This is a genomic window from Chromobacterium sp. LK1 (assembly GCF_001043555.1).
GTDB lineage: Bacteria > Pseudomonadota > Gammaproteobacteria > Burkholderiales > Chromobacteriaceae > Chromobacterium > Chromobacterium aquaticum.
Genome location: NZ_LDUI01000044.1, coordinates 22099 through 44578 on the forward strand (window position 1 = coordinate 22099; position 22480 = coordinate 44578).

23 protein-coding genes are annotated in these 22480 nt (G+C 65.4%); 10 read left to right on the plus strand and 13 right to left on the minus strand.

Going from position 1 to position 22480, the window contains the following annotated elements:
* Positions 1-152: 152 nt before the first annotated feature.
* The 5 genes from dksA to VI26_RS18890 all read right to left on the minus strand — a co-directional run bounded on the left by dksA (position 153) and on the right by VI26_RS18890 (position 3386).
* The gene (dksA, locus tag VI26_RS18870; protein ID WP_019102526.1) at positions 153-563 is read right to left on the minus strand and encodes an RNA polymerase-binding protein DksA; all 411 of its coding nucleotides are present in this window, start codon (positions 561-563) and stop codon (positions 153-155) included.
* A 286-nt stretch (positions 564-849) separates the two neighbouring features.
* Complete coding sequence (locus VI26_RS18875; protein WP_048411305.1) at positions 850-1155, minus strand: c-type cytochrome; 306 nt, start codon at positions 1153-1155, stop codon at positions 850-852.
* A 92-nt stretch (positions 1156-1247) separates the two neighbouring features.
* A complete protein-coding gene (locus tag VI26_RS18880; protein ID WP_048411306.1) occupies positions 1248-1829 on the minus strand; it encodes a YggT family protein in 582 nt (193 codons plus the stop codon).
* 8 nt (positions 1830-1837) lie between these two features.
* A complete protein-coding gene (gene proC, locus VI26_RS18885) occupies positions 1838-2641 on the minus strand; it encodes a pyrroline-5-carboxylate reductase (RefSeq protein ID WP_048411307.1) in 804 nt (267 codons plus the stop codon).
* A 52-nt stretch (positions 2642-2693) separates the two neighbouring features.
* Positions 2694-3386: a YggS family pyridoxal phosphate-dependent enzyme gene (locus VI26_RS18890; protein ID WP_048411308.1), complete on the minus strand. Its 693-nt coding sequence runs from the start codon at positions 3384-3386 to the stop codon at positions 2694-2696.
* Between the two features lie 247 nt (positions 3387-3633).
* Between VI26_RS18890 and VI26_RS18895 the strand changes: the two genes are divergently transcribed.
* On the plus strand, positions 3634-4671 hold the full coding sequence (locus VI26_RS18895; protein ID WP_048411309.1) for a type IV pilus twitching motility protein PilT: 1038 nt from the start codon (positions 3634-3636) through the stop codon (positions 4669-4671).
* Positions 4672-4716: 45 nt separating this feature from the next.
* Positions 4717-5853: a PilT/PilU family type 4a pilus ATPase gene (locus VI26_RS18900; RefSeq protein WP_048411310.1), complete on the plus strand. Its 1137-nt coding sequence runs from the start codon at positions 4717-4719 to the stop codon at positions 5851-5853.
* Positions 5854-5976: 123 nt separating this feature from the next.
* Here the strand turns inward: VI26_RS18900 and VI26_RS18905 are convergent, their stop codons facing one another.
* Positions 5977-6552 carry a TetR/AcrR family transcriptional regulator gene (locus VI26_RS18905; protein WP_048411311.1) on the minus strand — a complete coding sequence of 192 codons (576 nt, stop codon included), beginning with the start codon at positions 6550-6552 and terminating at the stop codon, positions 5977-5979.
* A gap of 57 nt (positions 6553-6609) precedes the next feature.
* The gene (locus tag VI26_RS24705) at positions 6610-6831 is read right to left on the minus strand and encodes a hypothetical protein (RefSeq protein ID WP_156183964.1); all 222 of its coding nucleotides are present in this window, start codon (positions 6829-6831) and stop codon (positions 6610-6612) included.
* Here VI26_RS24705 and VI26_RS18910 point away from each other — a divergent pair.
* On the plus strand, positions 6826-8742 hold the full coding sequence (locus tag VI26_RS18910) for a diguanylate cyclase (protein ID WP_053074519.1): 1917 nt from the start codon (positions 6826-6828) through the stop codon (positions 8740-8742). The genes VI26_RS24705 and VI26_RS18910 overlap by 6 nt on opposite strands.
* 34 nt (positions 8743-8776) lie before the next feature.
* Positions 8777-9487: a pseudouridine synthase gene (locus tag VI26_RS18915; protein WP_231581056.1), complete on the plus strand. Its 711-nt coding sequence runs from the start codon at positions 8777-8779 to the stop codon at positions 9485-9487.
* Between the two features lie 1086 nt (positions 9488-10573).
* Here VI26_RS18915 and fepB read toward each other — a convergent pair.
* Positions 10574-11587, minus strand: a complete 1014-nt coding sequence (gene fepB, locus VI26_RS18925; RefSeq protein WP_048411313.1) for a Fe2+-enterobactin ABC transporter substrate-binding protein — start codon at positions 11585-11587, stop codon at positions 10574-10576.
* Between the two features lie 297 nt (positions 11588-11884).
* Entirely contained in the window at positions 11885-12715 is an 831-nt protein-coding gene (locus VI26_RS24875) for a M949_RS01915 family surface polysaccharide biosynthesis protein (protein ID WP_053074520.1), read from the minus strand.
* Between the two features lie 218 nt (positions 12716-12933).
* Here VI26_RS24875 and VI26_RS18935 point away from each other — a divergent pair, with 218 nt between their 5' ends.
* Positions 12934-13929: a PHB depolymerase family esterase gene (locus tag VI26_RS18935; protein WP_048411314.1), complete on the plus strand. Its 996-nt coding sequence runs from the start codon at positions 12934-12936 to the stop codon at positions 13927-13929.
* 18 nt (positions 13930-13947) lie between these two features.
* Here VI26_RS18935 and VI26_RS18940 read toward each other — a convergent pair whose 3' ends face one another.
* Positions 13948-14835, minus strand: a complete 888-nt coding sequence (locus VI26_RS18940) for a LysR family transcriptional regulator (protein ID WP_048411315.1) — start codon at positions 14833-14835, stop codon at positions 13948-13950.
* A 119-nt stretch (positions 14836-14954) separates the two neighbouring features.
* Between VI26_RS18940 and VI26_RS18945 the strand changes: the two genes are divergently transcribed.
* A complete protein-coding gene (locus VI26_RS18945) occupies positions 14955-16154 on the plus strand; it encodes an MFS transporter (protein ID WP_231581057.1) in 1200 nt (399 codons plus the stop codon).
* On the opposite strand, the gene VI26_RS18950 is transcribed toward VI26_RS18945, so the two are convergent.
* Genes VI26_RS18950 through VI26_RS18960 form a run of 3 tightly spaced genes read right to left on the minus strand, consistent with a single transcriptional unit; the run spans position 16109 to position 17848 of the window.
* Positions 16109-16888 carry an EAL domain-containing protein gene (locus tag VI26_RS18950; protein ID WP_048411316.1) on the minus strand — a complete coding sequence of 260 codons (780 nt, stop codon included), beginning with the start codon at positions 16886-16888 and terminating at the stop codon, positions 16109-16111. The genes VI26_RS18945 and VI26_RS18950 overlap by 46 nt on opposite strands.
* Positions 16889-16940: 52 nt before the next feature.
* Complete coding sequence (locus VI26_RS18955; protein ID WP_048411317.1) at positions 16941-17396, minus strand: DMT family transporter; 456 nt, start codon at positions 17394-17396, stop codon at positions 16941-16943.
* Complete coding sequence (locus VI26_RS18960) at positions 17393-17848, minus strand: DMT family transporter (RefSeq protein ID WP_048411318.1); 456 nt, start codon at positions 17846-17848, stop codon at positions 17393-17395. Before VI26_RS18960 ends, VI26_RS18955 begins: the two co-directional genes overlap by 4 nt.
* A 93-nt stretch (positions 17849-17941) precedes the next feature.
* On the opposite strand from VI26_RS18960, the gene VI26_RS18965 reads away from it, so the two are divergent.
* The 4 genes from VI26_RS18965 to VI26_RS18980 all read left to right on the plus strand — a co-directional run bounded on the left by VI26_RS18965 (position 17942) and on the right by VI26_RS18980 (position 22471).
* Positions 17942-18874 carry a LysR family transcriptional regulator gene (locus tag VI26_RS18965; RefSeq protein ID WP_231581058.1) on the plus strand — a complete coding sequence of 311 codons (933 nt, stop codon included), beginning with the start codon at positions 17942-17944 and terminating at the stop codon, positions 18872-18874.
* A gap of 411 nt (positions 18875-19285) precedes the next feature.
* On the plus strand, positions 19286-19924 hold the full coding sequence (locus VI26_RS18970) for an acyl-homoserine-lactone synthase (RefSeq protein ID WP_053074521.1): 639 nt from the start codon (positions 19286-19288) through the stop codon (positions 19922-19924).
* Between the two features lie 60 nt (positions 19925-19984).
* A complete protein-coding gene (locus VI26_RS18975; RefSeq protein ID WP_197081536.1) occupies positions 19985-21316 on the plus strand; it encodes a 3-dehydroquinate synthase II in 1332 nt (443 codons plus the stop codon).
* Positions 21317-21379: 63 nt separating this feature from the next.
* Positions 21380-22471, plus strand: coding sequence for an SDR family oxidoreductase (locus VI26_RS18980; protein WP_053074522.1), 1092 nt, complete (start codon positions 21380-21382; stop codon positions 22469-22471).
* Positions 22472-22480 lie beyond the last annotated feature (9 nt).

Consider the following 22480-nt stretch of genomic DNA (forward strand, 5'->3'; position numbering starts at 1 on the left):
GCGCTTTAAGGCGCTTGATTTTTTAAAGCGCGGGCTTAGACGCAGGCTATCGGCCCGGCGTTTATCCCTCTGTTTTTGCTGGGATTGCCGCGCGGCAATGAAAAACGCCCTGGCGCTAGCAGGGCGTTTTGCGTGGTGAAGCGCGCGGCGTGTCAGTCAGCGTACTGGCGCTTCATGCGTTCGCGGCGTTCCTGGGCTTCCACCGACAGCGTGGCGGTGGGGCGTGCCATCAGGCGGCGCAGGCCGATGGGCTCGCCGGTGTCTTCGCAGAAACCGTAGGAGCCGTCTTCGATCTGGCGCAGCGAGGCCTGGATCTTCTGCAGCAGCTTGCGCTCGCGGTCGCGGGTGCGTAGTTCCAGCGCATATTCCTCTTCCAGCGTGGCGCGGTCGGCCGGGTCCGGAGTGGCTTCCTGCTCTTGCAGGTGGTTGGCGGTCGCATTTGCGTTAGAGAGCAACTCCTGCTGCATCTGCAACAACCGGTCTTTGAAAAACTCAAGATGGTCGGCGTTCATATAATCGTCGCCGGTCCAGTTGAGGATATCCTGTTCGGTTAGTTTGGCCATATTAGGTGCTTCCAGCATAGAGTTGGCAACAGGCGGAGAAGATTACCGGCGCCCCGCTATTTCTGCAACTGTCTTAGGCGCTTAGGTGATATTAACTCCCTGTTGCTGACAATCGGTATAGCGTTGTTTCACTCCGGTAACAAGCCTGAAGCATCGTTAAAAAGGGCATTGGCGCAATGACCTTGGACATAAAATGTCCCAGGCAGTTCAAAGGCGGCAATCCGCCGCCTTTTTCCGGGATCCGGCGCGCCGGGGGGGCGTGCCGGTTCTGCACTGCCTGGATGGCTTATTTCAGCGACAGCACCCACTTGGCCAGCGCGCGCAGATCCGCGTCCGGGATGCTCGGATGCGGGGTCATCGGCACCGGACCCCACACGCCGGAGCCGCCGTTCTTGATCTTGGCCATCAGCATGGCTTCCGCGCCTTTCTGGCCGGCGTACTTCTTGGCCACGTCCTTATAGGCCGGGCCGACGATCTTCTTGTCCACCGCATGACAGGCGGTGCAGCTGTATTTCTGCGCCAGTTGCAGATTGGCGAAGGCGGGAGTGGCGACGGCGCTCAGCAGGACGGCGGCGAGCAGTGCTTTTTTCATTGGAAGTCTCCTGTGTGGTGATGCAAATCGATTGCCAAATAGACGGCCGCAGCGGAGCGGCCGCAAAAAAATATGACAAATAACCTGAATTCCTACAGTACTACCTTGAGTTGGGTCAAGAAGCTTGCTTCCAGCATGCGCACCGGCAGCATCAGGATCACCTGGATGATCAGGAACAGCACCAGCGGCGACAGGTCGACGCCGCCGATATTGGCCTTGCGGAACGGGCGCAGAAAGGGCCGGGTCAGCGCGTCCAGCACCGGCATCAGCGGGTTGTAGGGGCTGACCCAGCTGAGCACGGCCTGCACGATGACGCTGCCCATCAACAGGGTCAGCGATTGCTTGAACACCTCCAGCAGCGACAGCAGCGACAAGGCCACCCAGACCTGTGGAAAGGTGAACACTTCCGGCACCGAGCTGAGCAGGGTGACCAGTACATTGGCCAGCAGCGAGACCAGCCAGGCCAGCAGCATGGTGGCGCTGTCGTAGCCGCGCATCGCCGGCACCAGCTTGCGCAGCGGCAGCACCGCGAAATTGGTGGCCGCCATCACGAACTGGCACAGCGGGTGTTTGAACGGCGCGCGCGCCACTTGCAGATAGAAGCGCAGCAGCAGCACCAGCACGAACAGGCCCGAAAGAGTGTGGATCAGAAAGCGCAAAGTGTCGAAGAACATGGCGTGGCTTAATCCTGGCTGAGTTGTTGGCCCATTTCGATGGAGCGGTCGCGGCAATCCATGGCGCCGGCGATGATGGCCTGCTTGACGTTTTCCGCCTCAAAGCGGGCGATGGCGCGCTCGGTGGTGCCGCCCTTGGACATCACATTGGTGCGCAAGGTGGCCACCGGCAACGGGCTTTGCTTGGCCAGCTCCACCGCGCCTTCGAAGGTGGCCAGCACCAGCCGGCGCGCCTCGGCTTCGGAAAAGCCGGTTTGCTGCGCCGCTTCCACCATGCTTTCGATGAAGTAGAACACATAGGCCGGGCCGCTGCCGGACACGGCGGTGATGTCGTCCATGCGCTGCTCGTTTTGCAGCCAGATGGTGATGCCGGCCGCCTGCATCACGGTGTTGGCGTCCTGGCGGTCGTCTTCGCTGACGCCGACCGAGGCGAACAGGCCGGACACGCCCTTGCCTATCATCGCTGGGGTATTGGGCATCACCCGCACCACGCGCTTGCTGTTCAGCCAGCGGCACAGCGCGTCCAGGCGGACGCCGGCGGCGATGGAGATCACCAGCGCGCCGTTCAGGCGCGGCGCCAGTTCCAGGCTCAGCTCGCGCAGATGCTGGGGCTTGACCGCCAGCAGCACGATGTCGCCGATGCCGAAGGCTTCCGGCAAGGCCGCGCCGCCGCTGACGCCGTAGGCCTGCTGCAGGCGCGCCACTTTGTCGGCGTCGGGATCCACCACGTGGATGCGATGCGCCGCCTGCTTGATCAGGCCGGCGATGATGGCGTTGGCCATATTGCCGCCGCCGATGAAGGTAATCCGCATGATTTTTCCTTATAAACCGGCCTGAGGATCTGTGCGTTCAGGCCGATGTTATTCAATGATAATGGCGCGCGCCGAAAATGGCGGTGCCTATCCGCACCATGGTCGCGCCCTCGGCGACGGCGACGGCCAGGTCGGCCGACATGCCCATCGACAAGGTGTCCAGCGCCAGGCCCTCGGCCGCCAGCTGCTGTTGCAGCCGGCTCAGCAGCGCGAACTGCGCCGCCAGCCGCGCGGCGTCTTCGGTGGGTTCCGGGATGCACATCAGGCCGCGCAGCGCGAGCCGCGGTAGCGCCGCCACCGCGCGCGCCAGCTCCAGCGCCTGCTCCGGCGCGCAGCCGCTCTTGCTGGCTTCGCCGGACACGTTCACCTGGATGCACACATTCAGCGGCGGCAGCGCCTCCGGCCGCTGCGCCGACAAGCGCTCGGCGATTTTCAGCCGCTCCACCGAGTGGACCCAGTGCGCGAGCTCCGCCACCGGGCGGGTTTTATTGGATTGCAGCGGACCGATGAAGTGCCATTCGATGTCGAGCGCGGCCAGTTCCGCGCATTTCTGCTGCAATTCCTGCACATAGTTTTCCCCGAAGGCGCGCTGGCCGGCAAGATAGGCTTGCTGGACATCGGCGGCGGGAAAGGTTTTGCTGACCGCCAGCAACTGCGCCGAGCCGGCCGGCCGGCCGGCGGCGCGTTCCGCGTCCGCCAGGCGCTGGCGGACATGCTGCAAGGCTAGGGTGATGGATTCTGTCATGGCGTCGAGAAGTCGTGTGCCGCGGGCCTTGCGGCTTGTTGCCCGGGGCTGGGGTTTCTACAAAGAAGCATGGCCGCGCATCTTTAAAATAATATGGGGTGGCTGCGATATCCCAAATGGCTGAGTTGAGCTTACAATCAGCGCCGGGGCCTGCCGCGCCGGACTGGCGGTTCCGCATCTTTAGCAGCATGAAGCCGCCTGGCGCGTGCAAGCATGGCGGCGGCGCAGTCATCGTGGAGATTATATTATGGAAATTTCGGAGCTCTTGGCCTTTACGGTCAAGAACAAGGCATCCGACCTGCATCTGTCCGCCGGGCTGCCGCCGATGATCCGGGTGAACGGCGATATCCGCCGCATCAACCTGCCGCCGATGGACCATCATGATGTACACGATATGGTGTACGACATCATGAACGATTACCAGCGCAAAATCTTCGAAGACACCTTCGAATGCGACTTTTCCTTCGACCTGCCCGGCATCGCCCGCTTCCGCGTCAACTCCTTCGTGCAGAATCGCGGCATGGGCGCGGTGTTCCGGGTGATTCCATCCAAGGTGCTGTCGCTGGAACAGCTGGGCGCGCCCAAGATCTTCCAGGAAATCGCCTCGTTTCCGCGCGGACTGGTGCTGGTGACCGGCCCCACCGGTTCCGGCAAATCCACCACGCTGGCGGCGATGATAGATTTCATCAACGACAACCATTTCTCCCACATCCTGACGGTGGAAGATCCGATCGAATTCGTCCACGACAGCAAGAAATGCCTGATCAACCAGCGCGAGCTGGGCTTGCAGACCCACAGCTTCTCCAATGCGTTGAAATCGGCGCTGCGCGAAGACCCGGACGTGATCCTGGTGGGCGAATTGCGCGATCTGGAAACCATACGCCTGGCGCTGACCGCGGCGGAAACCGGCCACCTGGTGTTCGGCACCCTGCATACCAGCTCCGCCGCCAAGACCATAGACCGTATCGTCGATGTGTTCCCGGCAGGGGAAAAGGAAATGGTGCGTTCCATGTTGTCGGAATCGGTGCGCGCGGTGATCGCCCAGACCCTGCTCAAGACCAAGGATGGCAATGGCCGGGTGGCGGCGCATGAAATCATGCTCGGCACTCCGGCCATCCGCAACCTGATCCGCGAGAACAAGATCGCCCAGATCAATTCGATGATACAGACCGGTCAGCAGCACGGCATGCAGACGCTGGACCAGTGCCTGCAGGAACTGGTGCGGCGCAATATGGTGTCGCCGGCGGACGCCAGGCAAAAGGCCGCCAACAAGGATCAATTCTGAGCGGGCGCTGCTCTACACTGAAATTGTGACCCGCGGGACCGCATCATGGAAAAAGACCAGGCTTCCAAGTTCATACTGGATCTGCTCAAACACGCCACCGGCAAGAACGCCTCCGATGTCTTCATCGCCGCCGATTTCCCGCCGGCGATGAAGATAGACGGCAAAATCACCCCGGTGGCGCCGCAACCCCTGTCCGCCCAGCACACCAAGGAACTGGTGCGCGCGGTGATGAACGACCGCCAGACTGAGGAGTTCGAGTCCAAGAAGGAGGCCAATTTCGCGATCAACCCGCCAGGCCTGGGGCGTTTCCGTGTCAGCGCCTTCGTGCAGCAGGGCCATGCCGGCATGGTGCTGCGCAAGATCAACACCGAAATCCCCACCTTCGACCAACTCAACCTGCCGCATGTGCTGCGCGACATCGCGCTGATCAAGCGCGGGCTGGTGATCTTCGTCGGCGGCACCGGCTCCGGCAAATCCACCTCGCTGGCGGCGCTGGTGGACTGGCGCAACAGCCATAACCACGATCACATCATCACCATCGAAGATCCGATCGAATACGTGCACCAGCACAAGAAATCCATCGTCACCCAGCGCGAAGTGGGCGTGGATACCGAGGACTGGGACATCGCGCTGAAGAACACCCTGCGCCAGGCGCCGGACGTGATCCTGATGGGCGAGATCCGCGACCGCGAAACCATGGGCTACGGCCTGCAGTTCGCCGAAACCGGCCATTTGTGCCTGGCCACGCTGCACGCCAACAACGCCAACCAGGCGCTGGACCGCATCCTCAACTTCTTTCCGGAAGAACGCCACCAACAGGTGCTGATGGACTTGTCGCTGAACATGCGCTCCATCATCTCCCAGCGGCTGGTGCCGATCAAAACCGGGCGCGGCCGGGTGGCGGCGGTGGAAATCCTGCTCAACAGCCCGCTGGTGTCCGACATGATCTTCAAGGGCGAGATCGCCGGTTTGAAGGAAGTGATGGGTCGCTCGCGCGAGAGCGGCATGCAGACTTTCGACCAGTCCTTGTTCGAGCTGTACGAAGAGGACCTGATCAGCTACGAGGACGCGCTGCGCAACGCGGACTCCATCAACGACCTGCGGCTGAAGATCAAGCTGTACAGCGAGGGCTCCAAGTCGCGCGATCCGCTGGAAGGCATCGACCATCTCGATATCGTTTGACCGCCTGTAGCGAGCCGCCAACGCAAGGACGGATGCCGCGTTGCGCCGACTTGTCTCAGCGCTGAATCTGACTTCGGTTATCCACGCTTGGCATCCGCGCTGCCGCGCATGCGCCAGCGCGGCTCACAGCTCCAGCGCGGCGGTGGCGGTTTGCAGCAGCCGGTCGGACAGCGTCTCGTCCGCAGTGGCGCGCGACAACAGCAGCGCGCCCACCATCAGCGCCAGACAGGCCTCGGGCGCCAGCGCCGGCCGCGCGCCGGCGGCGGTGTCGCATTGCTGCGCTTGCCGCAGCGTGCGCAGCAAGGCCTGTAGTCCTTCGGAAAAGGCCTGGCGCGTGGGTTTGTCGTGGCGGGCCAACTCGCCGGCCAGCGCGGCGGCGGCGCAGCCGGAATCCGGGAAGTCCCGATGCGCGGCGCTCAGATAATCCTTGGCCAGCCGCTTCACCCCGGCGCCGCTGGGCGCCTGCTCCAACTGCGCCTGCCAGATCTCGTTCATGTCCAGCAGCGCCTGGCGACAGGACTGGGCCACCAGATCGTCCTTGCTGTGGAAATGGGCGTAGAAGCCGCCATGAGTCAGGCCCAGGTCGGCCATCAGATTGGCGATGCCGACGTTGGCGACGCCCTCGGCGCGAAAACGCAGCGCGGCCATGGTCAGAATCCGCTGTCGGGTTTCGGTCTTGTGGCTTGAGCTGTAACGCATCGTAGACCTTCCTGTTGAGGGCCGGGCATGGGACAGCGACGGCGTGGTGATTCCGTTTTAGATGATAACTATCATTTCTTCAATCGCGATGTGAATCAGCAAGATAGGATGCGCATAAAAATCCCGGCGGCGCGGCGGATTTAGTCCAATATTATTTATATCGACTAAAATTTCCGCGTTTTCGAGCCGGCTTGCAATCAAGGATGGCGGCCGGACGAAACGCAAATCCCAGCGTTCGCCGGCAGCCGCGGCCGCGCGCTGGCGGAGACCGGCATGCAACAGCGGGACCAGCCCATCGTGGCCTTAGGCGCGGCCACAACGCGGCAATTGGGCGTGACCATCGCCTATTGGGGGCTGGCGCGGCTATTGATGGCCGGCTTCATGACCGAGGACAACTGGCTGACGCCGGCCTGGTTTCCGGCCGGGCTGGCGCTGGCGGTGGTTTTGCGCGGCGGGCAGCGCTATGGCCTTGGGCTGTTCGCCGGCTCGCTGGCCTTCAGTCTGCTGTCGCGGGAACTGGCGCTGGCGGATGCCTTGCTGATTGCCGGATCCAATGCGGTGGGCAGCCTGCTGGGCGCCTTGCTGGTGCGCTACCGCTGCGGCGGCCGCCTGCCCTTGCGCAGTCTGCCCCATGTGCTGGCCTTCATTGCCGGCGCGGCGCTGGCCGCCACCGTATCCGCTCTGGGCGGCACCGCGGCCCAACTGCATGGCCAGGCGCAGCCGCTGCTGCCGTTGGGCCATCACTTCGTCGCCTGGTGGCTGGCCGATCTGGCCGGCGTGTTCTGTCTGGCGCCTTTCCTGTTGCTGCTGCGCTGGCCCAGCGGCGGCGAAGGACATGGCGGACGCGGCTCGCTGGACGGGCTGATCGCCTGGCTGACGCTGCTGGCGGCCGGCCTGGCGCTGCTGGGCATAGACGACAGTTCCGGCCGCTATGCCGCGCTGCCATATTGCTTCAGCCTGCCGCTGCTGTGGTTCGCCTTCCGCCAGCGCTTGCGGCTGGCGCATGGACTGTCGCTGGGCATTTTGTCGCTGGCGCTGCTGGGCGGGGTGTTGGGGCGTGGCGCCTTCGGTCATGGCGCGCAGGCCTTGCTGACCATCAGCATGATGATGTTGATCCAGACCACCACCTTGCTGGTGTTCGGCGCGCTGGCGGTGGAACTGCGCCGTTCCGAGGCGCGGCTGCGCGGCGTCAACCGCCAGTTGGAAGCCAAGGTTCGCGCCCGCACCCGCGAACTGGCGGACAGCGAGGCCAGGTTGCGGCTGATGGCGGATGCCGCGCCGTTCCCGCTGGCGATGAACCGCTTGCATGGCGGCGAGCTGATCTACGCCAATGCGCGCGCCGAGGAGCTGTTCCGCGATCACCTGGCGCCGGAGCGACCGTTGCGGGTGCAGGATTTCTATGTCGACCCGGCCGAGCGCGAGCGGGTATCGGCGCTGCTGCGCCTGGGCGGTTGCGTCAGCGATCGCGAAGTGAGGTTGCGCGCCGCCGACGGCCGTGAATTCTGGGCGCTGATTTCCTGTTCCGTGGTCAAGGCCGACGATGGCTGGTGCGTGATCAACGGCATCAACGACATCAGCGAGCGCAAGCGCCTGGAGCAGGATTTGCTGCAGGCCAATCGGGCGCTGCGCCAGAACCTGAGCGAGATCGAAACCCTGCAGCAAGGGCTGCGCGAACAGGCGCTGCGCGATCCGTTGACCGGGCTGTTCAACCGCCGTCATCTGGACGATATCCTGCCGCGCATCCTCAGCCATATGCTGGCCTTGCACCGCGATGTGGCGGTGCTGATGATAGACGCCGACCATTTCAAGCGCATCAACGACAACTACGGCCACCCCTGCGGCGACGCGGTGCTGACCGCCTTGGCCGCCCACTTGAGCGATGCCTTCCGCAGCGGCGACATCGTCTGCCGCTACGGCGGCGAGGAATTCTTCGTGCTGCTGCCGGGAGCGTCGTTGGACGCGGCCTATGCCAAGGCGCAGCAGCTGTGCTGCGAAGTGCGCGCGCTGCCCATAGTCGCCCTGGGCCAGCCGCTGAGCATCACGCTATCGGTGGGCTTGGCCTTGAGCCCCTTGCACGGCGTCGATGCCGTCAGCGTGGTCAGGGCGGCCGACGCCGCCTTGTACCGCGCCAAGAAGGAAGGGCGCGACCGGGTGTGCGTGGCCGATCCGGCGCGGCCGCTGGTGTCCTGAAGCCGGGGCGCGCAGGGCGGTGTGCTACCATCCGATGATGGAACTTTACCGACTATTGCAGCAACAAGGCTTCGGCGGCCGCAAGGAATGCCGGCAGCTGATCGACTACGGCCTGGTCGAACTCAATGGCGAGATCGTCGACAATTACCGTCAGCAAGTGGAACTGGCCGATATCCGGCAACTGGTGGTGGACGACAAGCCCTGGGAGGTGGTGACCGGCCCGCTCTACCTGCTGTTTCACAAGCCGCCCAATTACGAAACCTCGCACAAGCCGCAGCACAATCCGGGCATCTACCGGCTGCTGCCTTATCAGTTCGGCAATCTGGGCATCACCGCGGTGGGCCGGCTGGACGTCGACACCACCGGCCTGATCCTGCTGACCAACGACGGCCAGTTCGTGCACGCGCTCAGTTCGCCCAAGAAGCTGGTGCCCAAGTGCTACCAGGTCACGTTGAAGCACGCGGCCAGCGAGGAGTTCATTGCCAAGCTGCAAAGCGGGGTTTATCTGAACGACGAAGGCGCGGAGTTCGCCGCCGACAGCATAGAGCAGCTGGACAGCCACGTGATCCTGCTCACCATCACCCAGGGTAAGTACCACCAGGTCAAGCGCATGGTGGCGGCGGCCAGCAACCGGGTGGAGCAGCTGCACCGCATCAGCCTGGGCGAGGTGACGCTGGGCGAATTGCCCCAGGGCGAATGGCGGCATCTTAGCGCGGAAGAGCTGGCCAGCCTGGGCTGGACCTGAGCGGAACGGAGTTCGTCGAGCCCGGTTTCGCGCGCTTAGAACCTGTTTACGATCTGCTGCGCGTCGGCGATACAGCGTTAAAAACGCTTTCAGAATGCTCATGTACCACCTGTACATTCCGCTTCTTCAACCGTTTTCGCCTTGTCTCGCCTTAGCTCGCGAGATCGTAAACACGTTCTTATGAGCAGGCCGCCTTCGGGCGGCCTTTGTTTTGGCTGCGGCCAGCCTGGCCGCAGAGATATGAACTTCATGGATGGGAACGACCATGCTTCGCCATATCCCCTTAGAACCTGTTTACGATCTGCTGCGCGTCGGCGGAATAGTTAGACAAGGGCGTTGAAAACGCTTTCAGAATGCTCATGTACCCCCTGTACATTCCGCTTCTTCAACCGTTTTCGCCTTGTCTCGCCTTGTCTCGCCTTAGCTCGCGAGATCGTAAACAGGTTCTTAACGCCCGATTAGGTGCGCGCGTTTCACGCGGCCGCGTTGCAACACGGCGGGCGCTGCAATGGCGCGCCGGGGCCGCGGCATCACTATGGATGTCATTATTTCGCGGCTTTCGTCGTGGATCCGGATGGCTAGCGCATCGAAGCGGTGATCAATAAAGCCGGCTGAGTCGGTCTCGGCGGATGATTTGGCCGGCGGAGGGCTGTCAGTCGGCGTTGCGTTGTTTGAGGCCGATGTGTTCTTGAAGTCGCGCTGGGCTCGTTTGAGCCGAGAGCTCGATATCGCATTCCACCCCCAGGGTTGCGCCGTGGCGCCCCTGGGGTTTTTTGCGTCCAAGGCCGGCGTGACCGAAATTGGCCTGGGTTTTGGATAGGGGGTGAAATATACGAAACTATCGAAACAAAGGCATCGATTGCTGTAATTGTAAATTTTAAAATGAATAACATTGATTATTTACTTTAAAAAATTACAATTGACGAGGACGTGGCGGCTAAGCGGCGCAGACAGCCGGAACCGGGCATGGCGGTGGAGATGACGCGAACAACTGCTGGAATGGGATGGACGTGGAGCGCGCCGCACCCCGGGAAGGCGGAAGAGGAGGGGAAGGCAGGCCAGTTCAGACGCTGGCCTGCATGCCGCTTATTGGAACTGCCGGGCCAGCCGCGCCAGCAGATTGCGCGAGCTGTAGTAATCGAGGCGGAAGGTGTCGAAACCGGCGGCAAAAACCTGCTTGCCGCGCACTGCGGCATTGTCGGCCAAGAAGGGATTGGCCAGCACGCGCGGCACCATCGCGGGCTCGGCGTTGAACAGCATGATGCTGTTGCCGCGCAGGCCTTCGGCGAATTTCTCGCCGGACAGCTGCACGATGTCGCGGCGCACGCCCTGGCTGGTATTGCCCTTGACGCTGTCCGGCGCGGTGGCGAGCGTGAAGCCCAGCGCTTGCAGCAGCTTGCCCTGCGCCGATTCCGGCGTCCACAGATTGGCCCCGGAGCCGTTTTCGTAATACACCATCGCTGCAGTGGGCTGCGGCGGCAGCTTGAGGCGGGCTTTCACGCGCGCCACTTCGGCGTCGAAACCGGCGATCACCGCCTGGGCATCGGCTTCGCGGCCACTGGCGCGGCCGAGCAGCAAGGCCAGTTCCTGCCAGCTCTTGTCGTCGTAATTGACCACCAGGGTGGGCGCCAGCTGACTGAGTTGCTCGTACAGCTTGAGCGCGGAGTCGCCGCCGGTGCCGGCCATCACGATCAGGTCCGGCTGGGCGGCGATGATGGCCTCGGCGCTGGGCTCGCCCTGATACAGCGGCTGCACGCCGCGTTGCTTGGCCACCTCGCCCCATTGAGTGAAGAAGCCCTGGCTGTCGGTGACCTTGGAATTGGCGGCGCTGCCGCCGCTAGCCACCACCGGCGCCTGGATGGCGAGCAGGGTGCCGGTCAGCGTCACGCTGGTGGACACGATGCGCAACGGCGGCCGCTGCAGCGTCAGCGGGCCCTTGGGCGTGTCCAGCGTGCGCGGCCACTGGCCGGTTGCTGCGTTGGCGGCGGGGCCGACGGCGTTTGGCGCCGGCGCGTCGCAGGCGCTCAGCAGCAGGCCGAAACCGGCGGCCAGCAGCAGCCGCAAGATGGCGCGGCGCGGCGGGATGGAATGGAGAGGCATTGAATGTCCTTGTTTGCGAAAGCGCGGGTGGTTGCCGCGATTTTATTGCAAACAAGAATTGTTATCATTAATACCCAAGCTAAAAACCGCCGCGCGAGGCCTCCCGGCGGCGGGATGTGGCGTTTTGGCATCGGACGGCGGGAGCCTGCCGCCGGCCTTGTCCGGCCTAATAAGCTGTTTACGCGCTGCGGTGCGTCACGGTGAGTGCGAGCTCAAAATGCTCATGCACCAGTCGTACCTACCGCTTTTCACTCGTTTTGTTATCTCGCTCTTGCCCGCTAGATCGTAAACAGACTCTTACTCCTGCTGCCGTTTGATCCAGCTGTTTTCCAATTCGCGCATCCGCGCGAACCATTGCTTGCGCATGTATTTGACGAAGGCGGGCGGCGCGGTGGCGAAGTCGTTTTCGTCGGTGTAACAGCCGGGCAGATAAGGCGGTTCGAATTCCCGCTCCCAGCCCTTGGCCTGCAAGGCCAGCTGCGCCTGCGGGCTGCAGTCGGTGGGCAGCGGCAGCCTGGAGGAAAGGCCGTGCTCCGGGTCCAGCCAGCTCATGCCCTGGCGGTCCAGGCCGCGCAGACCGTATTTGGCCTTGCCGGCGTGGAGGATCAGCTTGTAGTCGTTGGGGCTGACGTCGCTGGTGCAAGTGCTGTGGTAGCCGATGACGGTCTCCAGCACGCCGTCGCGGTTCAGGTCGGGGAAGCTGAGCGCGTCCAGGTCGAAGCCGGCGCCGGCGTCGAATTCGCAGCGCTCGACGCCGTCGCTGAGCATCCACTGCCGGCGCGGCTTGCCCTGGCCCAGCGTGTATTGCGCGGCGTAAAGCATGGCGCTCTGGGTGCCGTCGGCGGCGCGCTCGTCTTGCCGTTCTCCCAGCATCAGCAATTGCTGCCCGGCGGCATCGTTCCAGCCGTAGGCGGCGGCCAGTTTGCCGCGCAGTTCCACGCCGTCCGGCAGCGTGGCGAGCCGGTGCACCGGCGCCGCGGCGGCCGGCGCGCTGGCGGGTATGGGCGCGGCAGCGGGAGCGGAGGCCGTGGCGGGAGCCTGCGCCGCGGGCTGGCAGGCGCTCAGCAGCAGAACGATGGCGGCGGGCAGCCAGACGCGGTGTCGCGGGAGCGCGGGGAGAGGGCTCATTCCATGTCTTTGTGGCAATGGGATAAGTGGCATAGTACGAAATCCCGGCCGGCCGTGACAGTCCTTGCAGCGAATTTCGCCACGCCGCAGCTGGCCGTAGGGATGGCTTTTGCCGACAAATCATGACATTGCATTAATTTGGACCGCGGCCTTGCGATAATCCCGAGGTGCCGGCGCGACAGGCGCGCGCGGCCGCATGAACGGGAAAGGGAGGGCTTATGTTGTCCAAGCGTTTGCTGTGGTTGTGCCTGGTTCTGGCGCAGCCGGCGCTGGCGGCGGAACCGCTGCCGGCATATCACGGGGATGCCAAGGAGTCGTCGGTGTCCGGCTTGTCGTCCGGCGCCTTCATGGCGGTGCAGTATCAAGTGGCGTTTTCCGCCTCGGTGCGCGGTGTCGGCGTGGTGGCGGGCGGGCCCTATTATTGTTCCAAGGGCACCCTGGCCGGCGCGGTGCCGTGCATGAGCGGTCCGCCGCCGTCGGCCGCCGGCCTGGCGCTGACGACGCAGCAGTTCGCGCTGGCCGGCCAGATCGATCCGCTGTCCAATCTGGCCAAGCGCCGGGTGTATCTATTCAGCGGCAGCCAGGACAATACCGTGAAGACGGCGGTGGTGGACAGCGCCGACAGTTATTTCCGCAAGCTGGGCGTGCCGGCGGCGCGCATCGAGTACCAGCGCGGCTTGCCGGCCGGCCATGCCCAGATCACGCCCAGCTATGGCAATGATTGCGGCGAAACCAAGTCGCCCTATGTCAATCACTGCGAATGGAAGGGCGAGGGCTACGATCAGGCCGGCGCGATCCTGAAGCAGATTTACGGCTCCTTGCAGCCGCGCGCGGGCCAGTTGAGCAGCCAGGTGGTGGCGTTCGACCAGACGCCCTATGCGCCGCCGGGCAGCAGTCTGGCCGACGAAGGCTATGTCTATGTGCCGCGCGCCTGCGCCGAGGGCGCGTCCTGCAAGGTGCATGTGGCGCTGCATGGCTGCCGCCAGTACGCGGGCGCCGTGGGCGACGCCTACTATGCGCATGCCGGCTACAACGAGTGGGCGGACAGTAATCGCATCATCGTGCTGTATCCGCAGACCACGGCGCTGCCGCCGGGCAATCCCAATGGCTGCTGGGACTGGTTCGGCTACACCGGCATCAATTTCGCCTGGAAGAGCGGGGTGCAGATGCGGGCGATCAAGGCGATGGCGGACAAGCTGGTGTCGGCGCCCTGAGCCTGGTTCCGGCGGCGTTCAGCCGCCGGGAAAGCCGCGCTCGGCGAAGAAGTCGATGAAGGCGCGCAGCCGCGGCGGCAGATAGGGCGAGCTGGGCCAGAGCAGGTAGAGCGTGCCGCTGCGCTCGGCCCAGGCGTCCGGCAGCGCCTGCAGCCGTCCGTCCGCCAGTTGGCGGCGCACGGTGAAATCCGGCAGGCAGGCGATGCCGGCGCCTTGCTCCGCCAGCTGGATCAGCGCGTCGCCGGTATTGGCGCAGGCATGGACCGGCAGCGCCGGCGCATCCTCGGCGAGGCAGGCCAGCGGCCACGGCGCCAGTTTGCCGCTGCGCGGATAGCGGTAATGCAGGCAGCGATGGCGCGTCAGCTCGGCCGGCGCCGCCGGCAGGCCGTGGCGGGCGAAATAAGCCGGCGCCGCCAGCAGCCGCATGCGGTAGCCGCCCAGCCGCCGCGCGCTCAGCCGCGAATCGCCGGGTTCGCCGCCGCGCACCACCAGATCGAAACCCTCGCCGATCACATCCACCAGCCGGTCGCTATAGTCCAGGTCCAGCTCGATATCCGGGTAGCGTTGCATGAAGGCGGCCAACTGCGGCGCCAGCACGCCGCATTCATGCGGCAAGCCTATCTTCAGCCGGCCGCGCGGCGCGGCCTGGCCCAGTTGCAGTTCGCGCTCGGCCGCCTCCGCCTCGTCCAGGATGCGCCGGCAGCGCTGCAGGTATTGTTCGCCGGCGGCGGTCAGCGTCAGCCGCCGGGTGCTGCGTTGCACCAGGCGCACGCCCAGCCGCTGTTCCAACCGCGCCAGTCCTTTGCCGGCGGCGGAGGCGGAAATGCCCAGCTGCCGTCCGGCGGCCACCAGGCTGCCCTGCTGGGCGATGTGGGCGAATAGCTCGATGCCGCTCATTTTCTCCATGGCCTGCCTCGCTAATTACGGAATCCAGTTCCGTTATATATGGAATTAAAGACTATTTATCCGTATCACGATGGAATCTAGCATAGGCGCTTATTCATGTGCGATACGGGAGAAGCGGGATGGCGGGCAAGAACGGCGAGGCGGCGATGCCGGCGACGGTGTATCTGCTGGGTTTGTGCATTTTCGCGATGGCGACATCGGAATTCATGGTGGCGGGGATGATGCCGTCGCTGGCGGCGGCGCTGGGCGTGAGTCTGCCGGCGGTGGGCAATCTGGTGTCGGCCTTCGCCGCCAGCGTGGTGCTGGGCGGGCCGGCGCTGACTTGGCTGCTGCGCTCGGCGCGGCGCAAGCACAGCCTGATCGGCCTGCTGCTGTTGTTTCTGGTCGGGCAGGCGGTGGGCGCGCTGGCCGGCGATTACCAGCAGATGCTGTGGTCGCGGCTGATCTGCGGCGTCGCGCAGTCGGCTTTCTTCGGCGTGGCCCTGGCCTTGGCGGCGGAACTGGTGGGCGAACAGCGAGTGGCGCGCGCCGCCGCGCTGGTGCTCAATGGCCTGATGCTGGCCTCGGTGGCCGGCCTGCCGCTGGCGGCCTGGGTGGATCAGAACTGGGGCTGGCGTTTGAGTTTCTGGCTGGTGGCCGGCATGGTGGCGCTGGCGGCGGCGGGCATCGCCGCGCTGACGCCGTCCGGCGCGCGGCCGCAAGCCCTGAGCCTGGGCGAGGAAGGGCGGCGGCTGGCGCGGCCCAGCCTGTGGGCGGCTTATCTGAGCAGCGGCCTGATCATAGGCGCGGTATTCGCCGCCTTCACTTATCTGGCGCCCCTGTTCACCCGGGTCAGCGGCTTCGCCGCCGCGACGCTGCCCTGGCTGTTCGCTGGCTACGGGCTGGCGACGGTGCTCGGCAATCTGTGCAGCGGCCGGCTGGCGGACAGCCATACCCGCGCAGTGCTGCGCGGCGGCTTGCTGGTGTTGCTTGTTGCCCTGGTGGCGCTGGCATCGTTGGCGCAATGGCAGGCGGCGACGGCGGTGTGCGTGCTGCTGCTGGGCCTGGCCGGCCTGCCGATGAACCCGGCGATGGTGGCGCGGGTAGTGCGCGCCGGCGGCAGCGGGCCGATGGTGAACAGCCTGCACATGTCGGTGGTGAACCTGGGGCTGATGCTGGGCTCATGGGGTGGCGGCGCCTTGTTGGAAGCCGGCTGGAGCCTGCGCGCGCCAGTGTGGCTGGGCGCCGCTCTGGCGGCCTTGGCCTTGGCCAGCCTGTGGCTGGATCGCGCCGGTCACAGCTGGCAGGCCACCGGCAGCTCGGCCGGCATGCCCAGGTAGAAGCCCTGGTAGAGTTCGACCCCCAGCTCCTGCATCGCCTGGTGCTGTTCGCGGGTTTCTATGCCTTCCACCGCCATGCGGCAGCCTATCTGCCAGCCCAGCTCCAGCAGCACCGGCAGCCGGTGGCGTTCGCCGGACATATAGTCCAGCAACAGGCTGCGGTCTATCTTGATCAGGTCCGGGCACAGCGCCTTGACCTTGCCGTGGCGCGCGGCCACCGCGCCGAAATCGTCGACCGACAAGCCGAAGCCGGCTTCCGCGGTCAGGCGCAGGCTGTTGATCAGCGGCTGGCCGTGGTGTTCCACCTCGTATTCCGGCAGCTCGAAGATCACCCCGGCGCTGTCCAGTTCCAGCGAGTCCAGCAAGCCTTGCAGCAGCGGCAGGTGAGTGCGGCCGTCATTGTCCACGACGGCGGTCTGCGCCAGCAGGTTCAGGCTCAGGCAGCCGGCCTGGCCGCTTTGCGCGAAGTTGCGGATGTGGATCAGCCGCGCCAGCTGGTCCGCCTCCAGCGCCAGTTCCGGCTGCAGGCTGGCGAAGAAGGCGTCCGGAGGCGGCGCTTGGCCATCCAGCGTGCGGACGCGCAGCAGCGCCTCATGGCCGAACACGCCGCCGCTGCGGTAGAACAGCGGCTGGAACACGCTGCTGAACTGATAGCCGCCCAGCCGCGCGCAATAACGGCCGTCGGCGTCGCGGTACAGCTGCCGTTCGGAGTGGGGGCCTAGGGGTGGGACCATGGTTGTCTAGCCGCGCGGAGTGGACTTTCAGCATAGCAAGCATTGCGCGGCGCTACCGGGCGGCGGCGCGCGCCATCGCCGGCTGGGCCGCCGGCCGCCGCGCCAGCCACAGCCCGGCCAGGATCAGCGCCGCGCCCAGCAGCTGGGCCAGCGCCGGACGCTCGATGCCGGCGAGGCGATCCAGCAGGATGCCGGTCAGCATCTGCCCGGCGATCACCAGCAGCGTGGTTTTCATCATGCCCAGCCGCGTCAGCACATGGCTGTTGACCGCGACGAACAGCGCGCCCAGCACGCCGCCCAGATAAGCGCCGACCGGCGCGTCGGCCAGGCCGCTGCCGGCACTGCCGGATAGCATCGGCAGCAGCGCGCTCAGCTGCAGGAAGCCCACCAGATGATTCCACCAGGACGCGGCGAAGGCGCCGCCTTGCTGGGCCAGGCGGCCGTTGATGGCGCGGCTGGCGCCGATGCAGACGCCGTTGAGCAGCGCCAGCAGGATGTAAACGCTCATATCGGCTCCTGAACGGCGAAGATCAGCACCGCGCAGCCGCCGAGCACCAAGAGCGCGGCCAGCGCGTCGTGGACGGTCAGCGCGCGCCGGGCGGCGAGCAGGCCGAAGCGTTCGCACAGCAGGCCGAACAGCAGCTGGCCGGCGATGGCCAGCGCCAGGGTGCCGGCCAGCGCCAGCGGGCTATTGACCGCGATGGCCGCCAGCGCCACCGTCAACGCGCCGGGCAGGCCGCCCAGATAGGCCCAGCGCGGCGGCCGGCCGGCGGCGGGGCGTTCGCGGCCGGAGGTGGCGCGCCATAAGGCCAACGCCGTCAGCGCGCCCAGGCCATGCGCCAGCCAAGAGGCTTGCAGCGGGCCGCTGTGCGCGGCCAGCTGGCTGTTGCAGTGAATCATCCAGGCCAGCATCGCGCCGGCGGCGAGCGCCAGCGGGCTGTCCAGTCGTTTTGTGTCCATGGTTGTTATCTCGCGTCAAGGTGTGGCGGACACTGTATATCGTGGCGTGATGCGCGATAATCCGGGTTAGTGGAAACGGATAGTGGAGCCAAAGTGGACAATATCGGAGAAGGCGAGCGTTTTGCCGCGCTGCCCTTGTTCGTCGCGGTGATCGAGTGCGGCAGCTTCGCCGCCGCCGGCCGCAAGCTGGGCTTGAGCAAGTCCGCGGTCAGCAAGCGCATCCTGCAACTGGAGGCGCGGCTGGGCGTGCGGCTATTGCAGCGCACCACCCGGCGTCTGCATCTGACCGAGGCCGGCACGCTGTACCACGGCTATGCGCGCCGCGCCTTGAGCCTGGCGCGCGAGGGCGAGGACGCCATCGCCCGCTTGCAGAGCCAGCCGCGGGGCCTGCTGCGCATCAGCGTGCCCATGGTGTTCGGCCGGCTGCATCTGTCGCCGCTGGCGCCGGAATTCCTGGCCGCGCATCCCGGCGTGCAGCTGGACATGCAGATGGACGACAGAATGGTGGACCTGGTGGAAGGCGGCTTCGATCTGGCGATCCGCATCGGCCACCTGCCGGAATCCAGCCTGATCGCGCGTCGCATCGCTTCCTGCCGCAGCGTGATCTGCGCGGCGCCGGCCTACCTCGCCCGCCATGGGCGGCCGGAAACGCCGGCGGAGCTGGCCGAGCACAATTGCCTGCGCTACGCCTATTACCGCGGCGGCGCGGAATGGACGCTGCAAGGCCCGGACGGCCCGGTGGGCGTGCCGCCACGCGGCAATTACCAGGTCAACAACAGCGAGGCGCTGCGCGATGCGCTGCTGGCTGGCGCGGGCATCGCCCAGATGCCCACCTTCATCGTCGGGCCGGACCTGGCCGCCGGCCGGCTATTGCCCTTGCTGGAGCGCTATCCCTTGCCGCTGCACGCGGTGTACGCGGTGTTCCCCGAGCGCAAGCATGTGCCGGCCAAGGTGCGGGCCTTCCTGGAGTTCATCGACAGGCGGCTGGGCGGCGAGCCGCCGCCATGGGAACGGGAAAGTTCCTGAAGCGACCCGTTTGAAACACTGTCCTATGGGTCAGTTATCGCCGTTTCCGGCTGAGCCATCCTGATGGCCTCGCTGGCGCGGCAGCCGCGTATTTCTCGTCGCTCCATCAGCGCTTCTCCGCCGTGAAATCGGCGTCAAAGGCCCGCCACGCGGGCCTTTTGTCTTTTCCGCGCCGCCATCGGCGCTAGCCGTCGCCGCGCCGCTCGCCCCTGGCCCACCTAACAGTTCTGCTAGCTTACGCCCGCTCCTGCCGCTCCCTACGATGCAAGCCAGGTCGGACAGCCCGGTTTGCTGTTCGATTCGATCCGCAAGTTCATGAAAGCAAACATGAATTTTTTATGAACCCAGGTCGGCGCCCGCGGCGTGAAGTCCGGCGTGGCCTGTCCTGCGATGTGGAAGGCGATGTGTCGAATGAATGGTTCCGCTTTGAATGTGCAGATTGTCCGGCGTGAGCTGCTGCCGGTGGCCGACCTTGAAAACATGCTGCGGCTGCGCGCCCGGTTTTTCCACGAACGCATGGGTTGGGATGTGCGAGTGGAAAACGGCATGGAGCGGGACGGCTACGACGAGCTCGATCCGCACTATCTGCTGATGAAAAGCCGCGATGGCGGCGTGCAGGGCTGTATGCGGCTGCTGCCGACGCTGGGACCGAACATGCTGCGCGACGTGTTTCCGTCGCTGCTGGCCGGCCAGCCGATTCCGGCCGACGCCCACGCCTGGGAAATCTCCCGTTTCGCGCTGAACCTGGATGGCTCCTGTCGTTACCACGCGCAGCGGCTGGAGCATATCCGCGCCGCGCTGCATCAACTGGTCGGTTTCGCTAGGGAACGCGAGATCCACCGTTATGTGATGGTCACCACCCCGACGGTGCAGCGCTTGCTCGCCCAGCTCGACATCCGGGCGCAGGCCCTGTCGGCGCCAACCCGTTTTGGCGTGGACGAGGCGCTGGTGTTGTCGGTGCCGCTGACCGCGGCCAACCGCCGCGCGGTGGCCCCGTCCGTGTTTTCGATGCCGTCGGCGCCGCCCGTCGTCATCCGGGCCTGGCAGTGAACCGGGCCTTGTTTGTCTCTTTTTCTCGCAACCGCTGTTGCTAAACCACCTGGAACCACCATGGAACAAACCTTGAGCAAACGTCCGTCCGCGAGCGCGGAAAAAACCGCAGCGGCCGACAAGACCGCGGCCAACGACAAGCAGGCGGAGCAACGCAATCCCACGACGCCACGCGAACCGGTGCCGCCGAGCAACGCCGCGCTGTCCCCGTTCACCACCGAGATGCGCAGCAACGATGGCAACGTGCTGTGGTACGACTCCAAGGTGCTGGCGGCGCTGAGCGAAGAGGGCCGCCGCGCCATCATCCAGCGTTTGGGCCAGGGCCGTTACAACGGCATCGTGCTCTACGCCGACAACCTGAAAATGCTGAGCCAGGCGGTGTCGCCGCGGCTGCAGCGCGTGCTGCACATCGAATCGGCCGAGCAGTGGGCCGAGTTGTCGACGCAGATCGCGCCGACCGCCGGCAAGGAACTGATCCAGGTGTCGGTGATTTCCAGCAGCCAGCCCTCTTTGCTGGCCGCCGCCCGCGCCGCCGGTTTCCGCACCAGCTGGCGCGCCCACGTCGATAACGCGGCGTCCTTGCACGCCTCCTTCCACGACGGCATGCACTACGATTTCCTGATGGTGTCCTTCAAGGATCCCACCAATATCCCGCTGGAACTGGTGATCGCCGAGCTGCACAAGACCAATACCGTGCTGCTCAAGGAAGTGAACCAGGACGTGGACGACGCGGTGATCGCGCTGGGCGTGCTGGAACTGGGCAGCGACGGCGTGCTGGTGGCCTTTACCGACATGGAGCAGTTCGACCGCTTCGCCCACAAGATGGATGCGCAGGCCACGCCGCGCATCGATATCCAGGTTGGCGTGATCGAGCGCATCACTCACCTGGGCCTGGGCTACCGCGCCTGCATCGACACCACGCATATGTTCAACCCGGACGAAGGCATTCTGGTGGGCTCCACTTCCACCGGCGGCATCCTGTGCTGTCCCGAAGTCTTCCACCTGCCTTACATGGAACTGCGTCCGTTCCGCATCAATGCCGCCTCGGTGCACAGCTATGTGTTCCAGGCCAATGACCGCACCAGCTATATCAGCGAGCTGCGCGCCGGCAGCACGCTGACCACGGTGAACGCCCGCGGCGAAACCCGCCAGATCTTCGTCGGCCGCACCAAGACCGAAATCCGCCCGCTGCTGCTGATCGAGGCCACTTTCCCGCAAAACCGCAAGGTCAACATCATCATGCAGGACGACTGGCACGTGCGCGTGTTCTCCGACGAGGCCAAGCCGCGCAACGTCACCGAGCTGAAGCCGGGCGATCGCGTGCTGGGCTTCGGCACCGAGCCGGGCCGCCACGTGGGCGTGAAGGTGGACGAACACATCATCGAACTCTGATCCGCCGCGGAAGCGCCCCCGCGGGGGCGCTTCGACGGCTCATCGCGCAATGAGGAGCATCAAGTGCATCAGATCCTGATTTCCGGCGCCACCGGCTTTGTCGGCGGCGCCCTGGCGGCCAATTTCCTGGCGCGCGGCGCCCGCGTGCTGGCCCTGTCGCGCAACGACCCCGACGGCATGCGCACCATCAACGCGGTGGTGGCAGCGGCCAAGGGCTGCGGCCTGGACATCCGCGGCGCGCTGGAAAGCCATCTGGACGTGTTCAACGTCGATTTCGCCCAGCTGGAAGAAACGCTGGACGGCGCCGCGCTGGCCGGCGTCACCGAGGTGTGGCATGTGGCGGCGGAGATGAGCTACTCGTCCCACAAGCTGTCGCAGTCCTTCGCCACCAACGTCGGCAACAGCACCCGGCTGTACGAGGCGGTGCAGCGCCACGCGCCGGCCTGTCGGCGCTTCTACTATGTATCCACCGCCTACGTGGCCGGCATGGCCGGCGGCCTGGTCAAGGAAGAGCTGCATGCGCGCAGCCACATGGCCAACACCTACCAGGTGACCAAGTGGAGCGCGGAGCAGGCGCTGCACCTGCTGTACCAGCGCCACGGCCTGCCGGTGACCCTGTTCCGCCCCAGCGTGGTGGTCGGCCATCGCCACACCGGCTGGGCCTTCCGCAACGGTTTCGGCTTCTACATGTTCCTCAACGCCATGGTGGCCATCGCTCAGGCGGGCCACAAGGAATTGGCGGTGGATCTGGCCGCCGACAGCCGTCCGGACCTGGTCTCCATCGACCAACTGGTGGCGGATGCCTGCGCGCTGACGCTGCGTCAGCAGCAAGGCCGCGACTTTGAAGTGTTCCATTGCGCCGGCGGCCGTTCCGAGCGCATGGAGGACATCGTGAGGATGTGGGGCGAAGTGGCCGGCGTGCGCGCCGCGCTGGGCGCGCCGGCTTCGGCGCTGGACCAGAAATTCGACCGCGCGGTGGAGCCCAACCGTCCGTTCGCCAACCAGGAATGGCAGTTCGACCGCAGCCGGCTGGATGTCGCCGCCAACCGCGCGCAAACGCCGGCGCCCTTGTCGCTGGACGAGCTGCGCATGCTGTGCGCCTGGTATGCCGACGACGCTGCGGCCGAGCAGGCCGTCGCGGCCGAAGCCAACTGAGGAGGCTGC